This window comes from Streptomyces sp. NPDC048461 (genome assembly GCF_055587105.1).
The window spans coordinates 64,046-82,670 of sequence record NZ_JBVJGW010000008.1 but is presented as its reverse complement, the minus strand read 5'-3'; the positions used below and the strand labels follow the sequence as shown (position 1 = coordinate 82,670).

Below are 18,625 nucleotides of genomic sequence, written 5' to 3'. Positions count from 1 at the left end.
CATGGCTTCCCCGCACACCACCTCCCCCCGGTCCCGCACCCCCGAAGAAGTGACGTCCACCGTACGGGAGTTCATCGCCCGGCTCAGCGGGCGTCCCGGCATCACGGACGACCGCCCGCTGATCTCCGACGGCGTCCTCGACTCCGTGGCCGCCGTCCAGATGGTCGACTTCGTCGAGCGCACCTTCTCCATCGAGATCGGCGACGAGGACCTCGAACTCGTCAACTTCGACTCGATCCGGGGCCTCGCCGGGCTCGTCCAGCGCAGGCTGGCGGCCTCGTGACCGGCTCCGCACCCGCAGCCCTCCTGGAGGCCCTGCGCGATCCCGCGTTCGCCGCCCGGGCCACGGCCTGGGAACGCGCGGGGGCCGTACCGCGCGAGGACATCGACGAACTGGCCGGCCTCGGACTCCTCGGCCTGACCGTGGACACCGCCCACGACGGCAGCGGAACCCCGCTCGCCGCCGTCACCGACGTGCACCGCCTGGTGGCCGCAGCCTCGCCCAGCCTGCACAGCCTGCTCGTCGTCCACGCCATGGTCTGCCACGCGCTGCGCCGCTGGGCCGCCCCCGGGCTGCGCGACACGCTGCTGCCCGACCTGGCGACGGGCCGGATCCTCGCCGCGTTCGCGCTCACCGAGCAGGAGGCCGGCGCGGACACCGGCGCCCTGACCACCACCATCGAAGGCGACGGCGACACCCTGCGGGTCACCGGCACCAAGCGCTGGCTGTCGTTCGGCCAGATCGCCGACGCGTACCTCGTCTTCGGCAGGACGGCGGGGCGCGGCAGCTGCGCGCTGGTCGACGCCGGAGCGGGCGTACACGTCGGCGCGGAACCGGTCACCGCGGGGCTGCGCGCCGCGCGGCTCGCCCGCGTCACGTTCGACGGCGTCACGGTACCGGCCGGCCGTGCGATCGGCCGCCCCGGCTTCGGGATCCCCTTCGTCGTGACGTCCTGCCTGACGCTGGGCAGGCTGTACGTCGCCGCCGGCGCCGTGGGCGTCGCCGAGGCCGCCCTGCGCCTCGCCGCCGACCACGCCGCCACCCGCGCCCAGGGCGGAGCCACCCTGGGCGACCGGCAACTCGTCCGGGGGCTGCTGGCCGACGCCGCGCTCGCCACCGACGCCGCCGCCCGGTACGTACGGCAGACCGCCCACGAGGTCGAGGACCGTGAACCGGCCGCCGCGGTGACCGTCGCCCGGGCCAAGCTGCTGGCCAGCCGCGCGGCGAGCAGCACCACGGCCACCGCCTCGCGGCTCCTCGGCGCGGCCGGACAGGCCGAGGACCACCCGCTGGCCCGGCTGCACGCCGCCGCGCGCGTCCACGAGGTCATCGAAGGACCGACCGAGGTGCTCCAGGACATCGTCGCCGCCGACCTCCTGCGCGGCCGGGCCGGCACCCCGGACCGCGCCCCGGTCCGGACGGCGGCGCACCGGGGAGAGGACGACGCCCGTGCAGCGCACTGAGCCGCAGAACCCGGCCGCCCCGCAGGTCAAGTGCGTGGTCTGGGACCTGGACGACACCCTGTGGGACGGCACGCTCCTCGAAGGCGACGACCTCGCCGTCCCCGAGGCCAACCGGAGGCTGGTCCGGACCCTCGACGAGCACGGCATCCTCCAGTCCGTCGCCAGCCGCAACGAGCCGGGCCCGGTCGCCGAGCGGCTGCGCGCCTTCGGTCTCGACGCGTACTTCCTGTACCCGCAGGTCGGCTGGTCGGCGAAGTCCGCCTCGCTGCGCGCCGTCATCCGGGAGCTGAACATCTCCCCCGACAGCGTGCTGTTCGTGGACGACTCGGAGTTCGAGCGGGCCGAAGTGGCCAGTGAGCTGCCCCAGGTGCGGTGCATGACCAGGCAGGAGCTGCACGCCCTGGTCGCCGGGGGCGGCGTGCTGCCCGCACGGGTCACCGACGACGCGCGCCGCCGCCGGTCGATGTACCTGGCGGAGAGCAGGCGGCGCAGCCACGAAGTGGCGTTCGACGGGCCGGGGGAGGAGTTCCTGCGTTCGCTCGACATGACCCTGCGCGTCCGCGAGGCGACTCCCGCGGACCTCGCCCGCGCCGCCGAACTGACCCAGCGCACCCACCAGCTCAACACCACCGGCATCACCTTCGACGAGGCCGAGCTCGCGTCGCTGACCGGGCACCCGGACCACCGCGTGCTCGTCGCCGAACTCGACGACCGCTTCGGCACGTACGGAACGATCGGCCTCGCCGTCATCGGCACGGGCCGGCCGGACGCGGCGACGGAAGCGGACCGGCCCGCCGGCGCCGTGTCCCCGTGGACGATCCGCTTGCTGCTGATGTCGTGCCGGGTGATGGGCCGCAACGTCGGCTCCACCCTGATCGCCGCCGTCGCCCGGCTGGCCGCCGCGCACGGGGCCGGCACCGTCGCCCTCTTCCGGCCCACCGAACGCAACCGGCAGATGCTCGTCACCTACCGGTTCGCGGGATTCACCGTCGAGTCCCGTACGGACGACCTCGTCGTCCTCTCCCTCCCCGACGAGCGCCGCCCGGCCGTGCCCGGCTACGTGCGCCTCGTCGTCGACCACCCCGCCGCACCGCGCGGCACGACCAAGGAGCCGACCGCATGAAGGCCTTCACCCAGAGCTGGACCGACACCTTCTCCTCCGTGTACTCCGACGAGCCGCTCGCCAAGCTCTCCTGGTTCAACGCCTCCCCGGGCCTCGAACTCGTCAAGCGCGTCATCGACGGCACCCTCAAGCCCGGCCAGCGCCTCGTCGACCTGGGCAGCGGCCCGGGCGTCGACGCCGTGTTCCTCTCGGTGCAGGGACTCGACGTGACGGGTGTCGACCTGTCGGCCGACGCGATCGCCCGCGCCCGCAAGTGGGCCGAACTCGCCGGAGCCACGGCGGAGTTCGTCCAGGGCGACGTGCTCGACGTGCCGCTCCCGGACAGCTCGGCCGATGTGGTTACCGACTCGTTCGTCTTTCACAACATGCGCGACGAGGCCCGCGAGCGGTACGCCGACGAGGTGCACCGCCTGCTGAAGCCGGGCGGGCTCTTCCTTCTCAACTCCTTCTCCGACCACATGGTCGAGGGCACCGGACCGCGCCGCATCACCAGCGACGAGATCCTCGGGACCTTCCGCTCCGACCGCTTCACCTGCGTGGGCCTGTACGTCTACCGCAACGTCCCCACCCGCACCAAGCCGGACCAGCTGCACTGGTTCGGCGAATTCCGGGCCCGCTGATGCGCGTCGTCGTCACCGGGGGCGGCCGGGGCATCGGACGCGCCGTCGCGCTCGGTTTCGCCGAGCGCGGAGCCCGGGTCGCCCTGATGGCCCGCACCGCCGCCCAGGTGGAGTCGGTGGCCGCGGAGATCGAGGCCCTCGGAGCCGAGAGCCTCGCGCTGCCGGCCGACGTCGGGGACGAGCGGCAGGTACAGCGGTGCGCGGAGCGGGTGACCGAGACCTTCGGCGGCGTGGACGTGCTCGTCAACGCGGCCGGGCTGTTCGACCTGGGCCCGTCCACGGAGTTCTCCGTGGACGACGCCCGCGCCCTGCTGGACACGAACGTCATCGGCACCTTCCTCACCTGCAAGGTCTTCGGCAGGCACCTGCTGGAGCAGGGCCACGGAAAGATCGTCAACTTCTGCTCGCTGCTGTCGTACACCGCGTTCCCCGAACGGGCGCTGTACGCGGCGAGCAAGGGCGGCGTCCTGCAGTTGACCCGCAGCCTGGGCGTCGAGTGGGCGCCGCGCGGCGTCAACGTCAACGCGGTGGCCCCCGGCATGATCCGCATCGAGACCCCGCACCCGGCCGCACTCGCCGAGGACGCCATCGTCGGGCGCATTCCCGCCGGCCGGCGCGGCAGGCCGCAGGACATCGTCGGCCCGGTCCTTTTCCTGGCCTCCCCGGAGGCCGACTACATCAACGGCCAGACCCTGGTCGTCGACGGAGGCTGGCTCAGCTATGGATACCTCTGAACACCCCCTGTCCATCGGTGTCTTCTGCGGCGCGTCCCCGGGGCCCTCGCCGCGCTACGCGCGGACGGCGTCCTCACTGGGCGGCCTCATCGCCGCCCGGGGCCACCGGCTCGTGTACGGCGCCGGCGGCATCGGCCTGATGGGAGAGGTGGCCCGGGCCGCCGCCGCGGGGGGTGCGCCCGTCCTGGGCGTCATCCCCGAGTTCCTGCGCAACAAGGAGATGGGGGACGACCTGCCACCGCAGGAGATCGTCCTGACGGCCGACCTGCTGGAACGCAAACGCATCATGATCGACAGCTCGGACGCCTTCATCGCGCTGCCCGGCGGCTACGGCACCCTCGACGAGATCCTCGAAGTGGTGTCCATGGCGGCCCTCGGACAGCGGGTCGGCCCGCTCGTGCTCGTCGACGTGGACGCCGACTGGGACCCGCTGCTGCGGGTCGTCGACGGACTCCTGCGGCGCGGGTTCGTCCGCGACGCCGCGCCGGTCCGGATCGCCTCCGACCCGTACGAGGCCCTCGACATGATCGCCTCGGTCCGCACCGGGGCCCTGGCGGGAGCGTCCGATGCCGGAGCGTGAACGCCGCCGTACGGGGGCGGACCGGTGAGGAGGGCGGCACGCAGGAAGCCGCTGCCCCTCTACCGGGGCTTCCTCGCCGGATGGGCCGCCACCACCTTCGGCACCGGCCTCGTGCTGCCGCTCATGGTGGCCTACCTCCGGGAGACGCTCGGTCTGCCCACCTCCGGCGTCTCCCTGTACTTCGCGCTGTTCGCGATGGCGGGCCTCGTCGTCAACCCGCTCGCCGGCAGGGTCGGGAAGATCTACGGCCCCGGCCTGTCCGCGATCGGAGCCACCGTCCTCCAGGCCGCCGGCGCGGCCTGGCTGGCGGCGGCGGACTCGATGGCCTCCACCGTGCCCGCGGCCTGCCTCGCCGGGGCGGGCACGGGCGCGTACTACGCGGTGCAGACGCCGCTGCTCACCAAGGTCTTCGGCACCTCCGAACTCAGCCGCGTCCTGTCGGGGCAGCACCGGATCTCCGCGCTGACCGTGGCCGTCGGCGCACTGCTCGGCGGCCAGGCCGTGGAACACCTCGGCGCGGCCGGGTACGTCCTGTGCCTGGTCGCCAACGCGGTCAGCTACCTGCTGCACGGGGCCGTCCTCGTCCGCCTGCGGCGGGCGGAGCGACGGCCCGCCGAGCCGGGTGCGGACGGGGCGGGTCACGCCGCGGTCCGCGACGACGGCGGAGGCCGGGGCACGGCGCTGCGCGACACGGTGTTCCTCCGGCTGCTCCTCCTGCAAACGGCCCTGGTCGTCTTCGGCATCGCCCAGGTGGACACCGTGGTTCCCGCGATCCTGCGGAACGCGGACCTGTCCGTCTCCGCCATCAGCGTCGTCATCGCCTGCAACACCGTCGGTGTCATCGCCTTCCAGGGTCTCGCCCTGCGGGTCATCGAACGGATCGGGTACGTCGCCGCGCTGACGGCGGCCATCCTGGTCTGGGTGGTGGCGATGGGGGCCCTGACGGCCGCCGTGCTGGTGCCCGGGGCCGGCGCGCGACTCCTGTTCGGCGCGCTGTTCGGGCTGGTCTTCGCCGTCGGCGAATGCCTGATCGCGCCGAGCGTCCAGCCGCTCGTCACGCTGACCGCCCCGCCGGAGCGGCTGGAGAGCTACGCCGCGGCCACGTCCCTCGCCCACGGACTCGGCGCGTTCGTCGCGCCGCTGGTGCTGCTGCCGGTGGTGGACGGAGGCGGGGTGTGGAGCTACCTCGCCCTGCAACTCGGCGGCTACGGCCTCGCGCTGTACGCCCTGCTCTCGTTCCGCGGCCGCAGCGTCCGCCGTCCCGAGGCCGCCCCTGCGAGCAAGGAGGCGGCACCGTAGAAGAGACAGCGTCCCCCGCGTCCCCCCGGCGCGCGCAGCCGCCGCAGGGACGGCCCGTACCCGGAGATCTGCCCGGGCAGGGCGAGGCGGCCGTCTGGGTCGTCCCCCTGGAGTCCGTCTCCTACGGGAGCCCGGAAGGCGTGCTCGACCGCCGGGAGAGCGCGCGGGCGGCGGCGTTCCGCGACGAGCGCGCGCGACGCCGCTACGTCGCCTCGCACCTCGCGCTGCGGACCGTCCTCGGCGGATGTCTCGGCATCGCGCCCCGCGCGGTGCGGCTGACCCGGGAGACCTGTGGACTGCCGCACTGCGCGCAGCCGCACGGACGGCCCAGGCTGGCCGGCGGGGCGCCGCCCGTCGAGTTCTCGCTGTCCCGCTCGGGCGGCCTGGCCGTCGTGGCGCTCGCCGCCGTCCCTGTGGGCGTCGACGTCGAGTCGCGGGCCTTCCGCCACCCGGACAGCCCGCTCGACGGCATGATCCGCCGCCTGCACCCGGCCGAGCGCGCGGCGCTCGCCGAACTGCCGCCCGCACGGCGGGAGGAGGGCTTCCTGAGCTGCTGGGTGCGCAAGGAGGCGTACCTGAAGGGCATCGGTACGGGACTGCCCGGCGGGCTGGCCCGCGAGTGCGTGGGACTGGCCGCGGGCCTCGCGGCGGACGGGAGGGGGCCGGCGCCGACGCCCCGCGGGTGGGCCTTCGCCGACCTCGACCTCCCGCCCGGGCATCGCGCGGCCCTCGCCCTCGCCGTACCGGAGGGCGGCGCGCACGGCGCGGCGCCGGCCCCGACGGTCCGCACCCTGTGCCCGCTTCCGTGAGGACGCAGCAGCAGGAACGCCCGCGAAAATGATTAGTGACTCCATTACTGACTCATCTTGACAAGTAGTCATGGAGATACTTGACTCTGTATCACCCCACCCCGTCCGAACACCGCCCGACGCGATCGGACCGAGAGGAACGCACGTGACACACGACAGTGCGGGCAGCCGCGAAACGCTGCTCGTCGTGGGGTCGGGCTACCGCGCCGGCCACGAACGCCTGCTCGCCCAGATGGCCGCGGACGCCGACCTGCTGCTGCTCAACCCCGAACCGGTGACCTGGCAGCGGCACCTGGTCCAGGCGGCCGGGGTCTTCGACGCCGCCGCCGGCGACACCGACGAGAACGCGCTGCGGGCCGCGAAGACCCTCCTGGACCGGCGCCGGGTCGCGGCCGTGGTGACGTACGAGGAAACCATGGTGGTCACCGCGGCCCGCCTGGCCCGGACCCTCGGGCTGCCGGGCGTGCCGGTGGCGGCGGCCGAACTGGCCCGCGACAAGCACCGCCAGCGCACCCTGCTGGGCGAGACCGGCATCTCACCGACCCGCTCCCTGCTCGTCCACGACCTCGACGCGGCACGGCGGGCCGCCCGCGAGATCGGCTACCCGCTGATGGTCAAACCGCGGGGCCTGTCCGGCAGCGCCGGGGTCCGCCGGGTGGACGACGCATCCGAATTCGACGCCGCTTTCGACGCGGCCCTGCACGCGGACAAGATGGGCCTGGAAAGCGAAGGAATCCTCGTCGAGGAATTCCTGGAGGGCTTCGAATTCGACGTGGACTGCCTCGTGCGCGACGGCACGGCCACCCCGGTCTCCTGGGCGCGCAAGATCTGGGCGTACGACCCCTATCCGGTCGAGGCGGGCTTCATCACCGGCAACGGCACCCTGGGCCCGGCCGAGATGACCGAGGGCTTCGACCTCGCCTGCCGCAGCGTCCTCGCCGCCGGCATCGACCGCACCGTGGCCCACGTCGAGGTGAAGATGACCCCGGCCGGCCCGCGCATCATCGAGCTGAACGCACGACCGGGCGGCGACATCGCCTCCCGCATCGTCGAACTGGCCCGCGGCGTGCGGCTCGGTTCGCTGCTCGTCTCCGCAGCCCTGGGCCGACCTCCGCGCACCGTTTCCAGCGGGGACCGCGCGGCCGGCATCCGCTTCCTCTACCCCCGGTCCCGTCAGCGCTTCGACGGCCTGGCCGAGGCCGCCACCCTGCGCAGCCGCCCCTGGATCCACGAGATCAGCGAGCTCCGCCCGCGCGGGGAGACCGTGACGCCCCCGCCGGAGGACCTCTACGGACGGGTCGGCTACGTCATGGCCACCGGCCCGCACGCCGACGAGGTCGAGGACCGCCTGCTCCTCGCCCACCACGAGCTGCGCGTCCTCGGTTCCTGACCGCCCGCGCCCCACCCCGCACGCCCGCCGGCGCCCCGCCGGCCGGCCTGCCACGCCCCCGCCGGCCCGTCACCGACCGGGCCGGCCCACGACCCACCACGAGAGAGGTCCCCTCCATGACCGAGTGGAAGCCCGAAACGTACGGCCCCCGCTGGAAGAACGTGTACGACCACATCGACTGGCCGGAGCCCGAGGGCGCCGTCGAGTTCCTCGCCAAGCGCGCGGGCGGCGGCCGCGCACTCGAACTCGCCATCGGGACCGGCCGGGTCGCCCTCCCCCTCGCACAGCGCGGCGTGCAGCTCGACGGGCTCGACGCGTCCCCGGAGATCGTCGACGTGATGCGCACGAAGCCCGGCGGCGAGTCCATCGAGGTGTCCATCGGCAACATCGCCGACTTCACCTCCGAGCGGCGCTACTCCCTCGTCTTCCTGCTGCTCAACTCGCTGTACGCGCTGCAGACGCAGGAAGAGCAGATCCAGTGCTTCGAGTCGGTGGCGGCCCACCTGGAGCCCGGCGGACTGTTCGTCGTGGAGACGTTCGTCCCCGACCCGACGCGCTTCCGCTTCAACGGCCGCGCCCACGTGTACGACGTCGGGCTCGACCACGTGCGCATCGAGGCCGACACCTTCGACCGGGCCACCCAGCACATCAAGGAGAACCACGTCGAGATCCGGGAGGACGGCATCAAGCTCTACCCGGCCTTCCTGCGCTACACGTGGCCCTCGGAACTCGACCTCATGGCCAGGATCGCCGGACTGGAGCTCAGCGAGCGCTGGGGCGACTGGGGCAACGTGCCCTACGACACCTACTCGGAGAACCACATCGGCGTCTACCGCAAGGCGAGCTGACGCCGTGCCGGACGAAGTGACGCCCGCCGTCCTGACTCCGGCGGTGGCCGACGCCCGATGCGATCCCGGCCTGCCGCCCGCCGGGCCCCGCACCGGGCGTCCCCATCCGGTGGCGGCCCTCGTGGACCGGATCGGAGAGCTGTTCACACCCCTCGGCTTCGACGTCGTCGACCTGCCCCTGCTGGAATCGGCCGGCGACAACTTCGACGTGCTGGGCTACCCGCGGGACCACCCGACCCGGACCCGGCTGAGCTTCTTCCCCGCACCGGACCTGGTGCTGCGCACGCACGCGACCTCCGGCGGCCCGCAGGCCATGCGGGCCGCTGCCCCCGGTCCGCTGCGGACCCTGCTCGTGGGCACCTGCTTCCGCAACGAACTCTCCTCCCCCTACTCCGGCTCCCAGTTCACCCAGATCGACGGACTGGTGGTCCAGCCGGACACGGGCCTGCCCGACCTCATGGGGCTCTTCGACCGCCTGGTGTCCGGCCTGTTCGGACGGGGACACCCGTGGCGCGTACGACGCGGCGACTACCCCTTCGCCTCGCCGGGATTCGCCGTCGAGGTCGCCTGCCCGCGCTGCGGCCCGGGGTGCGACGAGTGCGAGGGACGCGGGCACGTCGAGATCGGAGCCGGCGGCCTGCTCCGCGACGACGTGCTCACCGCCGGGGGCTATGACCCGGACCGGGTCGTGGGGCTGAGCTTCGGCTGCTCCGTCGAGCGCCTGATGAGGCTCACCCACGGGCTGACCGACATCCGGGAACTGCTGGTCAACGACCCGCGCCTGCTGGAGCAGTTCGACCACGCCGGCCGGCCGGCCGCGCCGTCGGAGAAAGGAACCGACCGACCGTGAGAATCCCCCTGGCCTGGCTGGAGCAGGAGTGCGGCGGACGCCTCGACCGGGCGGCGCTGCTCGACGCCCTCCACGGCAGCGGCGCACGCGCCGTCCTGGACGCCGACCGCGCGGTGGAGGTGGAGCCGCCGCCCGCGCTGGCCCACCTCGGATCCGTACGCGGCCTGGCAACCGAAGTCCGCGCCCGGGAGGGCCACCCGGCGCTCGCCCCGCTCGAACTGCCGCGCCTGCCGGAGGGGCTCGCGCTCACCGCCGACGAGGGCGTCCCGGGGCGGGTGGCGGCGGCCGTCGTCCGGCTCCCGCACGCGGTCCGGCTCCCCGACGCGGCAGCGGACCGGCTGCGCGCGGCGGGCGTACCGCTCACCGGAACGGTGGCCGACCTGGCGGCGTACGCCGGGCTGGAGACGGGTCAGCCCCTCGGCGCGGCCGACGCCCGGGGACTGGACCTCACCGGCCTGCGACTGCGGACCGCGGAGCGGGCCGGACCGGCAACCGCCGACGGCCCCCGCACGCCCCCCGGCAGCCCGGTGCTGGCCGCGGGCGAACGGACGCTGGCCGTGCTGGGACACGACGCTCCGCCGGGCGCCGTGCCCGCCGACGGCCGCGCGACGCTGGTGTGGGCCTGGTGGCTCGACCCGACGGCGGGGCACCGGGCGCCCGGGCACGACCAGGAGCCGGACGCGTACGCACCGCCCGCCGTACGCGGACACGACCCGGAGTCCTGCGACCGCGCGGTGGCCCGCCTGGCCCGGCTCGTCACCGAGTGGGCGGGCGGAACGGTCACGGCGGCCGGGCAGGCCGGAGCGGCGGCGCCCGCCCCGCGCGTGCTGCGCCCCGACCCCGGCGCACTGCGCCGGCTGGTCGACCCGGACCTCGACCTCGCGACCCTGACCGCCCTGCTGACCGCGGGCGGAACGGCCGTCGGGCCCCGCCCGGACGACGGCCCGTTGCACCTCACCGTGGACGCCCGGCGCCCGGACCTGGACGGTGTCCCCGCACTCGCCGGTGAGGTGGCCCGCGTCCGCGGGTACCGGACGGTGCCGCGCAGGCTGCCGCCGTCCTCCGCCGGCCCGTGGCCGGATCCGGCGCGCCTCCTGCGGCGCGGCCTCGCCGACGCGGCCCTGCGGCGGGGGCTGCAACAGGTGCTGACCCCGGTGCTGTTGCGACCGTCCGAGCCCCTCAGCGCGGTCGGCGCGCCACCGGACGCCGAGCCCGTCACCGTGCACGGACGGGCCGGACTGCGCGCCATGCGCGTGCGCGGCTCCCTGCTGCCGGGCCTCCTCGGCAGCGCCGACCGGTCCCTGCGGCACACCGGAGCGGCCCACCTGTTCGAGATCGGCCAGGTCCCGCTGTCCGCCGCGTACGGAGACGAGTCCTGGCGGTTCGCCGCCGTCCTGAGCGGAGCCGTCGCACCCGCCTCGTTGGTCGAACCCCGGCCGCGGACCGTGGGCTTCGCCGACCTGAACGGTCTCGTGCGGACCCTGACCGCCGCGGCGGGCCACGAGGCGCCGGAGCTGACCCCGCGGCCGTACCCGGACCTCGCACCGGACGCCTCCTTCGCCGTCCGGGTGCGGGGCACCGCGGTGGGCCGCGCGGGGCTGCTGTCCGAGCGGAACACGGCGCTGCTCGACGCGGCGGGGGAGCGGGTGTTCTGCGCCGAACTGGACCTCGGCGCGCTGGGCGGCCTCACGCCGGTCCCGGCGGCCGTCCGGCTGCCGGAGCCGCTGCCGCTGCCCGCCTTCAACGTGAGCGTCGTCGTGCCCGACGCGGTGTCGGCCGGAGAGGTCCTGCGGGTGGTCGCCGAGGCCGGCGAGACCGAAAGCCGGCTCGTCGCGGTGAAGGACCTGCTGCGGGGCGGGCGGGTGCCCGCCGGACACCTCTCGCTCACCGTGCGGGCGGAGTTCGCCGCCACGGACGGCGGCCCCGTCCGGGCGGAGGGACGCCGCCGCCGGGAAACGGTGCTGCGGGCGCTCGCCGGCCGCGGGTGGAGCGGGCGATGAGGAACGAGCAGCCCCCCGGCAGCGACGGCGCCGGGGACGAGCAGCCCCCGGGCCGCGACGGCGCCGAGGAGGTGGTCGAGCGTTTCACCACCTGGCTGCGGGCCGACGAGTTCACCTGCCTGGGAGCCCGGGCGGCACTCCACCGCGGAGAGCTGGTGACCGGTGTCTACGGGGCTCTGGGGGAGAGGGAGAGCCTGTACCGGCTCCGCGCGGACCTGCAGCGGTTCGTCACCGGCCCGCTGTCGCGGCCCGGACGCTTCCACTCGTTCGCCGCGATCTTCGCCGGGCCCGATCCGGCGGACGAGGAGGAGTTCGAGCGGCTGCTCTGGCAGCAGTTGAGCGCCCTCCACGCGATCGACCGCGCCGAGAACCCGTGGGCCCCCGACATCTCGGACGATCCGCGCAGTCCCCGTTTCGGGTTCAGCTTCGGCGGCCATCCGTTCTTCGTCATCGGCCTGCACCGGCGGGCTTCGCGCATCTCGCGGCGCTTCGCCCTGCCGGCCCTCGTCTTCAACTGCCACCGGCAGTTCGCGGAGCTGAAGCGCACCGGCGTCTACCAGGGGATGCAGACGAAGATACGGGGCAAGGAAGTGGCCCTGCAGGGTGAGGTGAACCCGATGCTCGCCGAGCACGGCACGGTCTCCGAAGCCCGGCAGTACTCCGGGCGCGCGGTCCCGCCGGAGTGGAAGTGCCCGTTCCCGCAGCCCGACTGACCGTCCCCCGGCTGCGGGTGTCGCCCCTCGCACATCCGCCGGGTCGGAAGGAAACCCCGAGCCCGTGAATTCCGTCTTACGCGGATGCCACGGACAAGCGCGATTGTTCGTGCAGCTGCGAGGGGAGACACACGAATGGCCGCAGGATTCCGTTTCGAGGTACTGGGCAGGGTGCGCGCCTACCGGGGTGAGGTCGAGCTGCCGGTGGGTCCACCCCAGCAACAGGCCCTCCTGTGCCTGTTGCTCCTGCGCGCCAACCGGCCCGTCTCCATGACACAGATCGTCGAGGCGCTGTGGGCGCAGACGCCCCCGAGCCGGGCCGTCTCCACCATCCGCACCTACGTCTGGCGGCTGCGCAAGCTGCTCGAACCGGACGGGGACTCGCCGACCGTTCTCGAACTGGCCGGTGACGGCTACCGGCTGGCCCTCTCCGACGAGGCGCTCGACCTGCGCCGGGCCGACGTGATGGCGGCCGAGGCGGCGCGGGCATCGGTCCGCGACCGGCTCCCGCAGGCCGAACGGTTACTGGCGAGCGCCTTGGGCCTGTGGCAGGGGGAACCGCTGAGCGGCGTGCCCGGCCCGTTCGCGGAGCGGCAGCGGGTCCGGCTGGAGGAGATGAGGCTGGCCCTCCTGGAGAAGCGCTTCGACCTGGCCCTGGACATGGGCCACCACCGCGCCGCCGTACCGGACCTGGTGGAACTGACCGAGGAGCACCCCCTGCGGGAGCGCCCGTACGGGCTGCTGATGCGCGCGCTGTACGGAGCCGGCCGCCAGGCCGACGCCCTGGCGGTGTTCAACCGGGTGCGGGACCTGCTCGTCGTGGAGCAGGGCATCGAGCCGGGCCCCGAACTGTCCGAGGTGCACCGCCGGATCCTGGTCGGCGATCCCGCGCTGGCCGGACCCGCCCCGGCACACGGCGCCGCGCATCCGGTGTGGGGCGGTGACACCGGCTCCGGCCCCGAGCCGGGGGCCGAAGCACGGGGGGAGCCGGAGGCCGAGTCCGGGACGGAGCCGGAGCCGTCGCCGCCGGCGCGGCCCGCGCCGGCCGCACGGCCGGTGCCCGCCCAGCTCCCGTACGACGCGCCGGACTTCGTCGGGCGCGGCGAGGAGGTCGACGCCTGGTACGCCGTGCTCACCGAACCGGTGCGCAGGACCCCGGTCGTGCTGGCCGCCGCCGGAATGGGGGGCGTGGGCAAGACCTCCGTCGCCCTGCACGTCGCGCACCGGGCCCGCGCCCACTACCCGGACGGGCAGCTGTACGTCGATCTGCGCGGCGGCGGGAGCGATCCGGCGGAACCGGGCTTCGTCCTGGCCGGTTTCCTGGCCTCGCTGGGAGTGCCCGAGGACGAGGTGCCGGACGGGGTCGAGGACCGCTGCCGGCTCTTCCGGTCGGTCGTCGACGGACGGCGGCTGCTGATCATGCTCGACAACGCCCGGGACGCCGCCCAGGTGAGGGGGCTGATACCGGGTTCGGCCAGCTGCGCCGTCATCCTCACGAGCCGGTCGCCCCTGTTCGACCTGCCGCTGACGGCGCAACTGCTGCTGAAACCGTTCCGCACCCACGAGGCCCTGGCCCTGCTCGCTTCGATCATCGGCCGGGACCGGCTCGCCGCGGAGCACGTGGACGCCCTGGAGCTCATCGAGGCCTGCGGTCACCTGCCGCTCGCGGTGCGGATCGTGGCGACCCGGCTCTCGGCACGGCCGGGCTGGACGGTGGCGACGCTGACCGCGCGGCTGGCGGACGAACAGCGGCGCCTCGCCGAACTGCGGGTGGGCGCACTGGCCATCGACGCCGCCTTCGAACTCGGCTACGAGCAGCTCACGGCCGAACAGGCGCGGGCGTTCCGGCTGGTGGCCCTGGCCGGCACGGCCTGCATCGGCGTCCCCGCGGCGGCCGCCGTGATCGGCGTCGACGACTGCACGGCGGAGACCCTGCTGGAGTCGCTGACCGACGCCGCGATGCTGGAGTCGGCCAAGCCCGGGCGCTACGGCTACCACGACCTCGTACGGGTCTACGCCCGCCAGCGGGCGGTGTCCCACGATCCCCGGGAGGCGGCGCAGGCCCAGGGCCGGCTGCTGGACTTCCTGCTCGCGACGGCCGCCAGCGCGTACCTGCACGCGGTCCCCGGAGATCCGGTGGCCGACGTGTTCGGCCCCCTGCGGTCGCGGGGCCTCGACTTCCCGGACGTGCACGCCGGCCGCGCCTGGGTGGCGGAGGAGGTCGACGGCCTGGTCGCCGCCGCGCTCAGCGCCGTCGCCCCGGGCCTGCCGGACGCGGGGCGCGAGCGGCTGGGCAGCGCGGTGGACCTGCTGCTGGCGATCAGCCCCTTCACCCACGCCGTCTGGTACGACCGCATGGCGCCGGTGGCCCTGGCGCTCGCGGAGGCCGCGGAACGGACCGGGTGCCGGCGGAGCGTGGGACGGGCCCGGGTGCTGTGCGGGGGCATCGCCCTGCGCGCGGGCCGGGTCGCCGAAGCGGGCCGGCACGCCGGTCTGGCCGCCGAGGCGGCCCGGGCGGCGGGGGACACCTACGCCCTGCGCCAGGCCCTCAACGACCGCGGCCTGGTGGCGCAGTTCCTGCGCCACTTCGAGGAGGCGGCGCTCTGGTACGACGAGGCGATCGCCCTGGCGCACACCTTGGGCCACCGCTCCGGCGCGGCGGTGACGACCGTCAACGCGGCCCTGGCCCGCGTCCGCAGCGGACGCCCCGAGGAGGCCCTCGCCTCCTGCGAGTCGGCACTGGTACTGATGCGGGAACTGGATGACAACGTTGCCGCGGCATATGCCCTGTATGTGAGCGCGCTCGCGTTGCACGAACTGGGCCGGTACGAGGAGGCGGTGGCCCGCTACGGCGAGGCCCTGACCGTGTGCCGGGCGACCGGGCTGCGGGAACGGGAGGCGCAGGCGCTCTACCGCCTGGCGGAGACCCTGCGCGCCTCGGGGCGGCATCAGGAGGCGGCGCGGCACGCGGCCTCGGCGATCGCCCGCTGCGAGGAGGCGTGCTCGGAGCGGGACCTGGCGCAGGCGCTGGTCGTCATGGGGCGGACGCTGGCCGATCTGGGGGAGGGGGACCGGGCCAGGGAGCACCTGGAGCGGGCCCGCGGGGTCTTCGCGCGCCTGGGGCTGCCCGATGCGGCGGACGTGGCGACGCTGCTGGCCGGGCTGGGCGAGAGGCCCGCGCGGAGCGGGAGCACGCTGGTCGACGGCCGCTCGTGACGTGAGGAGGAGGCCGCCCGGGCACGGGGGGTCGGTACCCCGGGCGGCCTCCGGTCCGCCGCGGTTCAGCTCGTGATGGCCGGGGGCTGGAACCGGGAACCGGTGTTGTTGACGTCTTCCGTGGTCATCTCCCCGGTGCCCGCGTCGGCGAGGGTGCTGTGCCCACCGCCCGTCGTGGGGGCGGGCGGCTGGCCGGCGGCGCCCAGTGCGGTCGCGGCGAGCAGTGCCAGGCACAGCGCGGTACAGGTGCGGAAGAGCTTCGACATGAGGTGGTTCTCCTTGACTTTCACCACCGGTGGTCTGCCGGCGGTGTGGAGCGGGTGATGCGCGACTGCCGACGGGGTCCGTCAGCAGCAGAGGGGGATGTCGTCGCCGGCCGGACCGCCGGCCACGCGGGTCAGGGCGTCGCCGAACTGCGGCGCGGGCACGGTGGCGAGGGGGGCGGAGAGGAGGGTCAGCAGCAGCGCCATCGCCAGGACCCGGGCGGGACGGCGACGGAGCGGGTCGGTGACCGGTCGGCCGTACGGAGCTGCACCGGCGGGGAGGCGGGGTACGTGCGGCATGCGGTGCGTCTCTCTCGTCGGGGGAGGAAAGCCGGTGGGTGGCGCCGGGGGCGGCGAACGCCGTCCCCCTGCGCTGTCTCCTCCGACGGTAGGCGCCGGTGATCAACGACCGATCTATCGATCGATCTACGGCTCCGCTTCCCGCCCGTCGCGCCCACCCCCGCCGCCCGGTCAGGCCGGGCCGTGGTCCCCGGGGCGCCGGTCGGGGACCAGGGAGGGTTCGCCCGCCGCCGGGAGGAGGCTGCTGCGCTGGCCGAGGCACCGCAGGCTCTGGCGGTAGGCCCAGACGGCGCGCTCGGCGCGTCCGGAGCGCTCCAGGAGTTCCCCGAGGTCGTTCCAGGCGGAAGCCGCCTGCCGGTCCGCCTCGGACGCTTCCAGCAGCAGCGCGGCGCGCTCGCTGCCCTCTTCGGCGGCCGCGGTGTCACCGAGTTGCAGCTGGGAGCCCGCCAGCACCAGGAGGGTGCGCGCGGTTTCCAGCCGGTGTCCGGTACCGAGGAGGTCGAGGGAGCGGCGCGCGTGCTGCTCCGCCTCGCGGGGGTTGCCCTCCAGCAGGCAGGCCCGGGCCAGCGCGGTCTCGCAGTACGCCATGTCCACCGTGCTGCCGTGGCTGGCCAGGTTCTCGGCGCTGCGCGTCAGCTGTGACTTGGCCTCCGCGATGTCGGCGGTCTCCGACTGCATCAGCACCGACGCGTAGGCGTTGCGCAGCCGCGAGAGCGCGCGGGCGTCGTCCCCCTCGGAGTAGATGGCCAGGGCGCGCTCCAGCAGCAGCAGCGCGTCGGCGGAGGCGCCGCTGCGATGTGCCACCGCTCCGGCGTTCCAGTAGGCGGCTCCCAGGGCCTTGCGGTCCTTGATGCCCTCGGCCTCCTCGATGGCGGTGCGCGCCAGGAAGGCGGCGCGGTGCAGGTCGCCGCGTTCGCAGTACAGGCCGACGAGGGTGGCCAGCAGTTCGACGCCCAGCACGGTCGAGGTGAGCCGCAGCTGCCGGGCCTCCTCCAGGGTGGTGGTGGCCAGGTCGATCGCATGGGCCAGGTCGCCCGTCTCGCGGTAGCAGCGGCACAGGGCCACCGCCACCGTGAGCCGCGGGACCAGGGACTGCCCGTAGCCGGCCTGGTCCAGCAGGGCCTGGTAGCGGTCGGTGGCCTCCTCCAGCCGGCCGGCGTGCTCCAGGGCCTGGGCCACGCCGTACTCGGCGGTCAGCCGGATGCCCTCCTGCCCCGCGCGGGCGGCCTTGTCGCGGACGGCGGTGTAGGTCGCGAGGGCGGCTTCCGGGTCGCCGTTGCGCAGGCTGATCTCCGCGTAGCGCAGGTCCGTCTGCGGCATGTCGTGGCGTTCGGGCGCCAGGAGTTCCAGCAGGTGTTCGGGACCGCATCCCAGGCGGGCGGCGATCTGCTCCAGCACTTCCGCTGACGGGGTCCGCTTGCCCGCCTCCAGCAGGGAGATGTAGCTCGCCGAGAGGTTGTCGCCCGCCAGGTCCATCTGCGACAGTCCCGCTTCACGCCGCAACCGACGGATCCGTGACCCCAGAGTCTGCGATTCCGTCATGGTGATTTCCCCTCGGGTGAGACCGGCGGTGCACATCGGGTGTGAATATGCAGTGAATATACTCGGTCAAAGCCGAACCCGGCCAGGCTCGCGCGCAGGGCCGGGCGGACGGCGCCCCCGACGTGGTGGGCCGGTGTGTCAGGCGGGCATCCCGCAGGTCCTGAGGCTGCCCGGGTGCGTCCGGAGTTTCGCCGAGCGAGTCAAGATATTTTGTCAATAATGCCGCAAAGTGGTCAACCTCGATGCCGGACACCCTTCTCCGGCGGATATGCGGAAATGCCGAACGGGCCTGACCGGAATTATTGACGCCACCCGGAATGCGTTTCGCACGTGCGGTGCGCGGGAGCCCCCGGAACCGGAGTCGTCGCGGCCGTCCGTTCCGGTTGCGGGCGTCCGGCGGTCGGACCGAGCTGTCCACCGGTGTCCTGCGGCCGCACAATGGGCGGGGTGGCGAACGGGGCCGGCAGGAGGAACACGAGCGGTGACGAACGAACGACCCGACACCTCGGGCGCATCCGGTGACGGGGCCGAGCACGTGGTGGCCTGCCTCGGCGGCCGGGACGACACGGACTGGACGCTCCACGAGGCCGTCCGCGGCACGCACGATCTGGCCGCCGAGAGCAACGAGCGGCGCGCCCGGGCCGTGCACGCCGCCGCCATGGGGCTGGGGCCCGCCGGCTGCGCGGCCGCGGCGGGGGTCTCCGAGGCCATGCTGTCCAGCTGGCGCGCGCAGAACCCCCTCTTCGGCGCGGCCCTCACGTCGGGGGGGGGCCGGGGCCCCCCCCCCCCCGGGGCCCGCCCCCGCCCGCCCCCCCGCAGAGGCCCGGGGGGCCGCCCGCCGACCAACCTCCGGGGGCCCCGGGGGGAGGGCCCC

The 18,625-nt window shown here is 74.5% G+C and carries 16 protein-coding genes and 2 pseudogenes; 15 read left to right on the top strand and 3 right to left on the bottom strand.

The features are described from left to right. Position 1: 1 nt before the first annotated feature. The 14 genes and pseudogenes from ACZ6S8_RS16195 to ACZ6S8_RS16130 all read left to right on the top strand — a co-directional run bounded on the left by ACZ6S8_RS16195 (position 2) and on the right by ACZ6S8_RS16130 (position 15,646). A complete protein-coding gene (locus tag ACZ6S8_RS16195; protein WP_469456155.1) occupies positions 2-283 on the top strand; it encodes an acyl carrier protein in 282 nt (93 codons plus the stop codon). Next, a complete protein-coding gene (locus ACZ6S8_RS16190) occupies positions 280-1,464 on the top strand; it encodes an acyl-CoA dehydrogenase family protein (RefSeq protein WP_469456153.1) in 1,185 nt (394 codons plus the stop codon). The genes ACZ6S8_RS16195 and ACZ6S8_RS16190 overlap by 4 nt, the downstream gene beginning before the upstream one ends. Further along, complete coding sequence (locus ACZ6S8_RS16185; protein WP_469456151.1) at positions 1,451-2,587, top strand: HAD-IIIC family phosphatase; 1,137 nt, start codon at positions 1,451-1,453, stop codon at positions 2,585-2,587. The genes ACZ6S8_RS16190 and ACZ6S8_RS16185 overlap by 14 nt, the downstream gene beginning before the upstream one ends. After that, a complete protein-coding gene (locus tag ACZ6S8_RS16180; protein WP_469456149.1) occupies positions 2,584-3,207 on the top strand; it encodes a class I SAM-dependent methyltransferase in 624 nt (207 codons plus the stop codon). The genes ACZ6S8_RS16185 and ACZ6S8_RS16180 overlap by 4 nt, the downstream gene beginning before the upstream one ends. Next, positions 3,207-3,860 (top strand): annotated as a pseudogene (locus ACZ6S8_RS16175) (SDR family NAD(P)-dependent oxidoreductase); the annotation flags it as partial. The gene ACZ6S8_RS16180 and the pseudogene ACZ6S8_RS16175, both read left to right, overlap by 1 nt. 67 nt (positions 3,861-3,927) lie before the next feature. Then, a complete protein-coding gene (locus tag ACZ6S8_RS16170; RefSeq protein ID WP_469456147.1) occupies positions 3,928-4,521 on the top strand; it encodes an LOG family protein in 594 nt (197 codons plus the stop codon). Positions 4,522-4,545: 24 nt separating this feature from the next. After that, entirely contained in the window at positions 4,546-5,820 is a 1,275-nt protein-coding gene (locus ACZ6S8_RS16165; RefSeq protein WP_469456145.1) for an MFS transporter, read from the top strand. Positions 5,821-5,960: 140 nt separating this feature from the next. Further along, positions 5,961-6,629, top strand: coding sequence for a 4'-phosphopantetheinyl transferase family protein (locus ACZ6S8_RS16160; RefSeq protein WP_469456143.1), 669 nt, complete (start codon positions 5,961-5,963; stop codon positions 6,627-6,629). Positions 6,630-6,774: 145 nt separating this feature from the next. Next, positions 6,775-8,019 (top strand): ATP-grasp domain-containing protein, encoded by a 1,245-nt coding sequence (locus ACZ6S8_RS16155; protein ID WP_469456141.1) that lies wholly within the window; start codon positions 6,775-6,777, stop codon positions 8,017-8,019. A 116-nt stretch (positions 8,020-8,135) separates the two neighbouring features. Continuing rightward, positions 8,136-8,867 carry a class I SAM-dependent DNA methyltransferase gene (locus ACZ6S8_RS16150; RefSeq protein WP_469456140.1) on the top strand — a complete coding sequence of 244 codons (732 nt, stop codon included), beginning with the start codon at positions 8,136-8,138 and terminating at the stop codon, positions 8,865-8,867. A gap of 4 nt (positions 8,868-8,871) precedes the next feature. Beyond that, complete coding sequence (locus ACZ6S8_RS16145; RefSeq protein ID WP_469456138.1) at positions 8,872-9,717, top strand: tRNA ligase subunit PheS family protein; 846 nt, start codon at positions 8,872-8,874, stop codon at positions 9,715-9,717. Further along, positions 9,714-11,717, top strand: coding sequence for a hypothetical protein (locus ACZ6S8_RS16140; RefSeq protein ID WP_469456136.1), 2,004 nt, complete (start codon positions 9,714-9,716; stop codon positions 11,715-11,717). Before ACZ6S8_RS16145 ends, ACZ6S8_RS16140 begins: the two co-directional genes overlap by 4 nt. Next, positions 11,714-12,430 (top strand): guanitoxin biosynthesis heme-dependent pre-guanitoxin N-hydroxylase GntA, encoded by a 717-nt coding sequence (gene gntA, locus ACZ6S8_RS16135; protein ID WP_469456134.1) that lies wholly within the window; start codon positions 11,714-11,716, stop codon positions 12,428-12,430. The genes ACZ6S8_RS16140 and gntA overlap by 4 nt, the downstream gene beginning before the upstream one ends. A gap of 135 nt (positions 12,431-12,565) precedes the next feature. After that, positions 12,566-15,646 carry an AfsR/SARP family transcriptional regulator gene (locus ACZ6S8_RS16130; protein ID WP_469456133.1) on the top strand — a complete coding sequence of 1,027 codons (3,081 nt, stop codon included), beginning with the start codon at positions 12,566-12,568 and terminating at the stop codon, positions 15,644-15,646. Between the two features lie 65 nt (positions 15,647-15,711). Here ACZ6S8_RS16130 and ACZ6S8_RS16125 read toward each other — a convergent pair whose 3' ends face one another. The 3 genes from ACZ6S8_RS16125 to ACZ6S8_RS16115 form a co-directional block, all read right to left on the bottom strand. Continuing rightward, positions 15,712-15,912: a hypothetical protein gene (locus ACZ6S8_RS16125; RefSeq protein ID WP_469456131.1), complete on the bottom strand. Its 201-nt coding sequence runs from the start codon at positions 15,910-15,912 to the stop codon at positions 15,712-15,714. A gap of 81 nt (positions 15,913-15,993) precedes the next feature. Beyond that, the gene (locus ACZ6S8_RS16120; protein WP_469456129.1) at positions 15,994-16,209 is read right to left on the bottom strand and encodes a hypothetical protein; all 216 of its coding nucleotides are present in this window, start codon (positions 16,207-16,209) and stop codon (positions 15,994-15,996) included. A 171-nt stretch (positions 16,210-16,380) separates the two neighbouring features. Then, complete coding sequence (locus ACZ6S8_RS16115) at positions 16,381-17,751, bottom strand: helix-turn-helix domain-containing protein (RefSeq protein ID WP_469456127.1); 1,371 nt, start codon at positions 17,749-17,751, stop codon at positions 16,381-16,383. Between the two features lie 481 nt (positions 17,752-18,232). On the opposite strand from ACZ6S8_RS16115, the pseudogene ACZ6S8_RS16110 reads away from it, so the two are divergent. After that, a pseudogene (locus tag ACZ6S8_RS16110) lies at positions 18,233-18,625 on the top strand (hypothetical protein); the annotation flags it as partial.

Coding starts and splice junctions, on each gene's coding strand:
- ACZ6S8_RS16195 (WP_469456155.1), top strand. CDS start 2: ATGGCTTCCCCGCACACCACCTCCCCCCGGTCCCGCACCCCCGAAGAA.
- ACZ6S8_RS16180 (WP_469456149.1), top strand. CDS start 2,584: ATGAAGGCCTTCACCCAGAGCTGGACCGACACCTTCTCCTCCGTGTAC.
- ACZ6S8_RS16170 (WP_469456147.1), top strand. CDS start 3,928: ATGGATACCTCTGAACACCCCCTGTCCATCGGTGTCTTCTGCGGCGCG.
- ACZ6S8_RS16150 (WP_469456140.1), top strand. CDS start 8,136: ATGACCGAGTGGAAGCCCGAAACGTACGGCCCCCGCTGGAAGAACGTG.
- gntA (WP_469456134.1), top strand. CDS start 11,714: ATGAGGAACGAGCAGCCCCCCGGCAGCGACGGCGCCGGGGACGAGCAG.
- ACZ6S8_RS16130 (WP_469456133.1), top strand. CDS start 12,566: ATGGCCGCAGGATTCCGTTTCGAGGTACTGGGCAGGGTGCGCGCCTAC.
- ACZ6S8_RS16125 (WP_469456131.1), bottom strand. CDS start 15,912: ATGTCGAAGCTCTTCCGCACCTGTACCGCGCTGTGCCTGGCACTGCTC.
- ACZ6S8_RS16120 (WP_469456129.1), bottom strand. CDS start 16,209: ATGCCGCACGTACCCCGCCTCCCCGCCGGTGCAGCTCCGTACGGCCGA.
- ACZ6S8_RS16115 (WP_469456127.1), bottom strand. CDS start 17,751: ATGACGGAATCGCAGACTCTGGGGTCACGGATCCGTCGGTTGCGGCGT.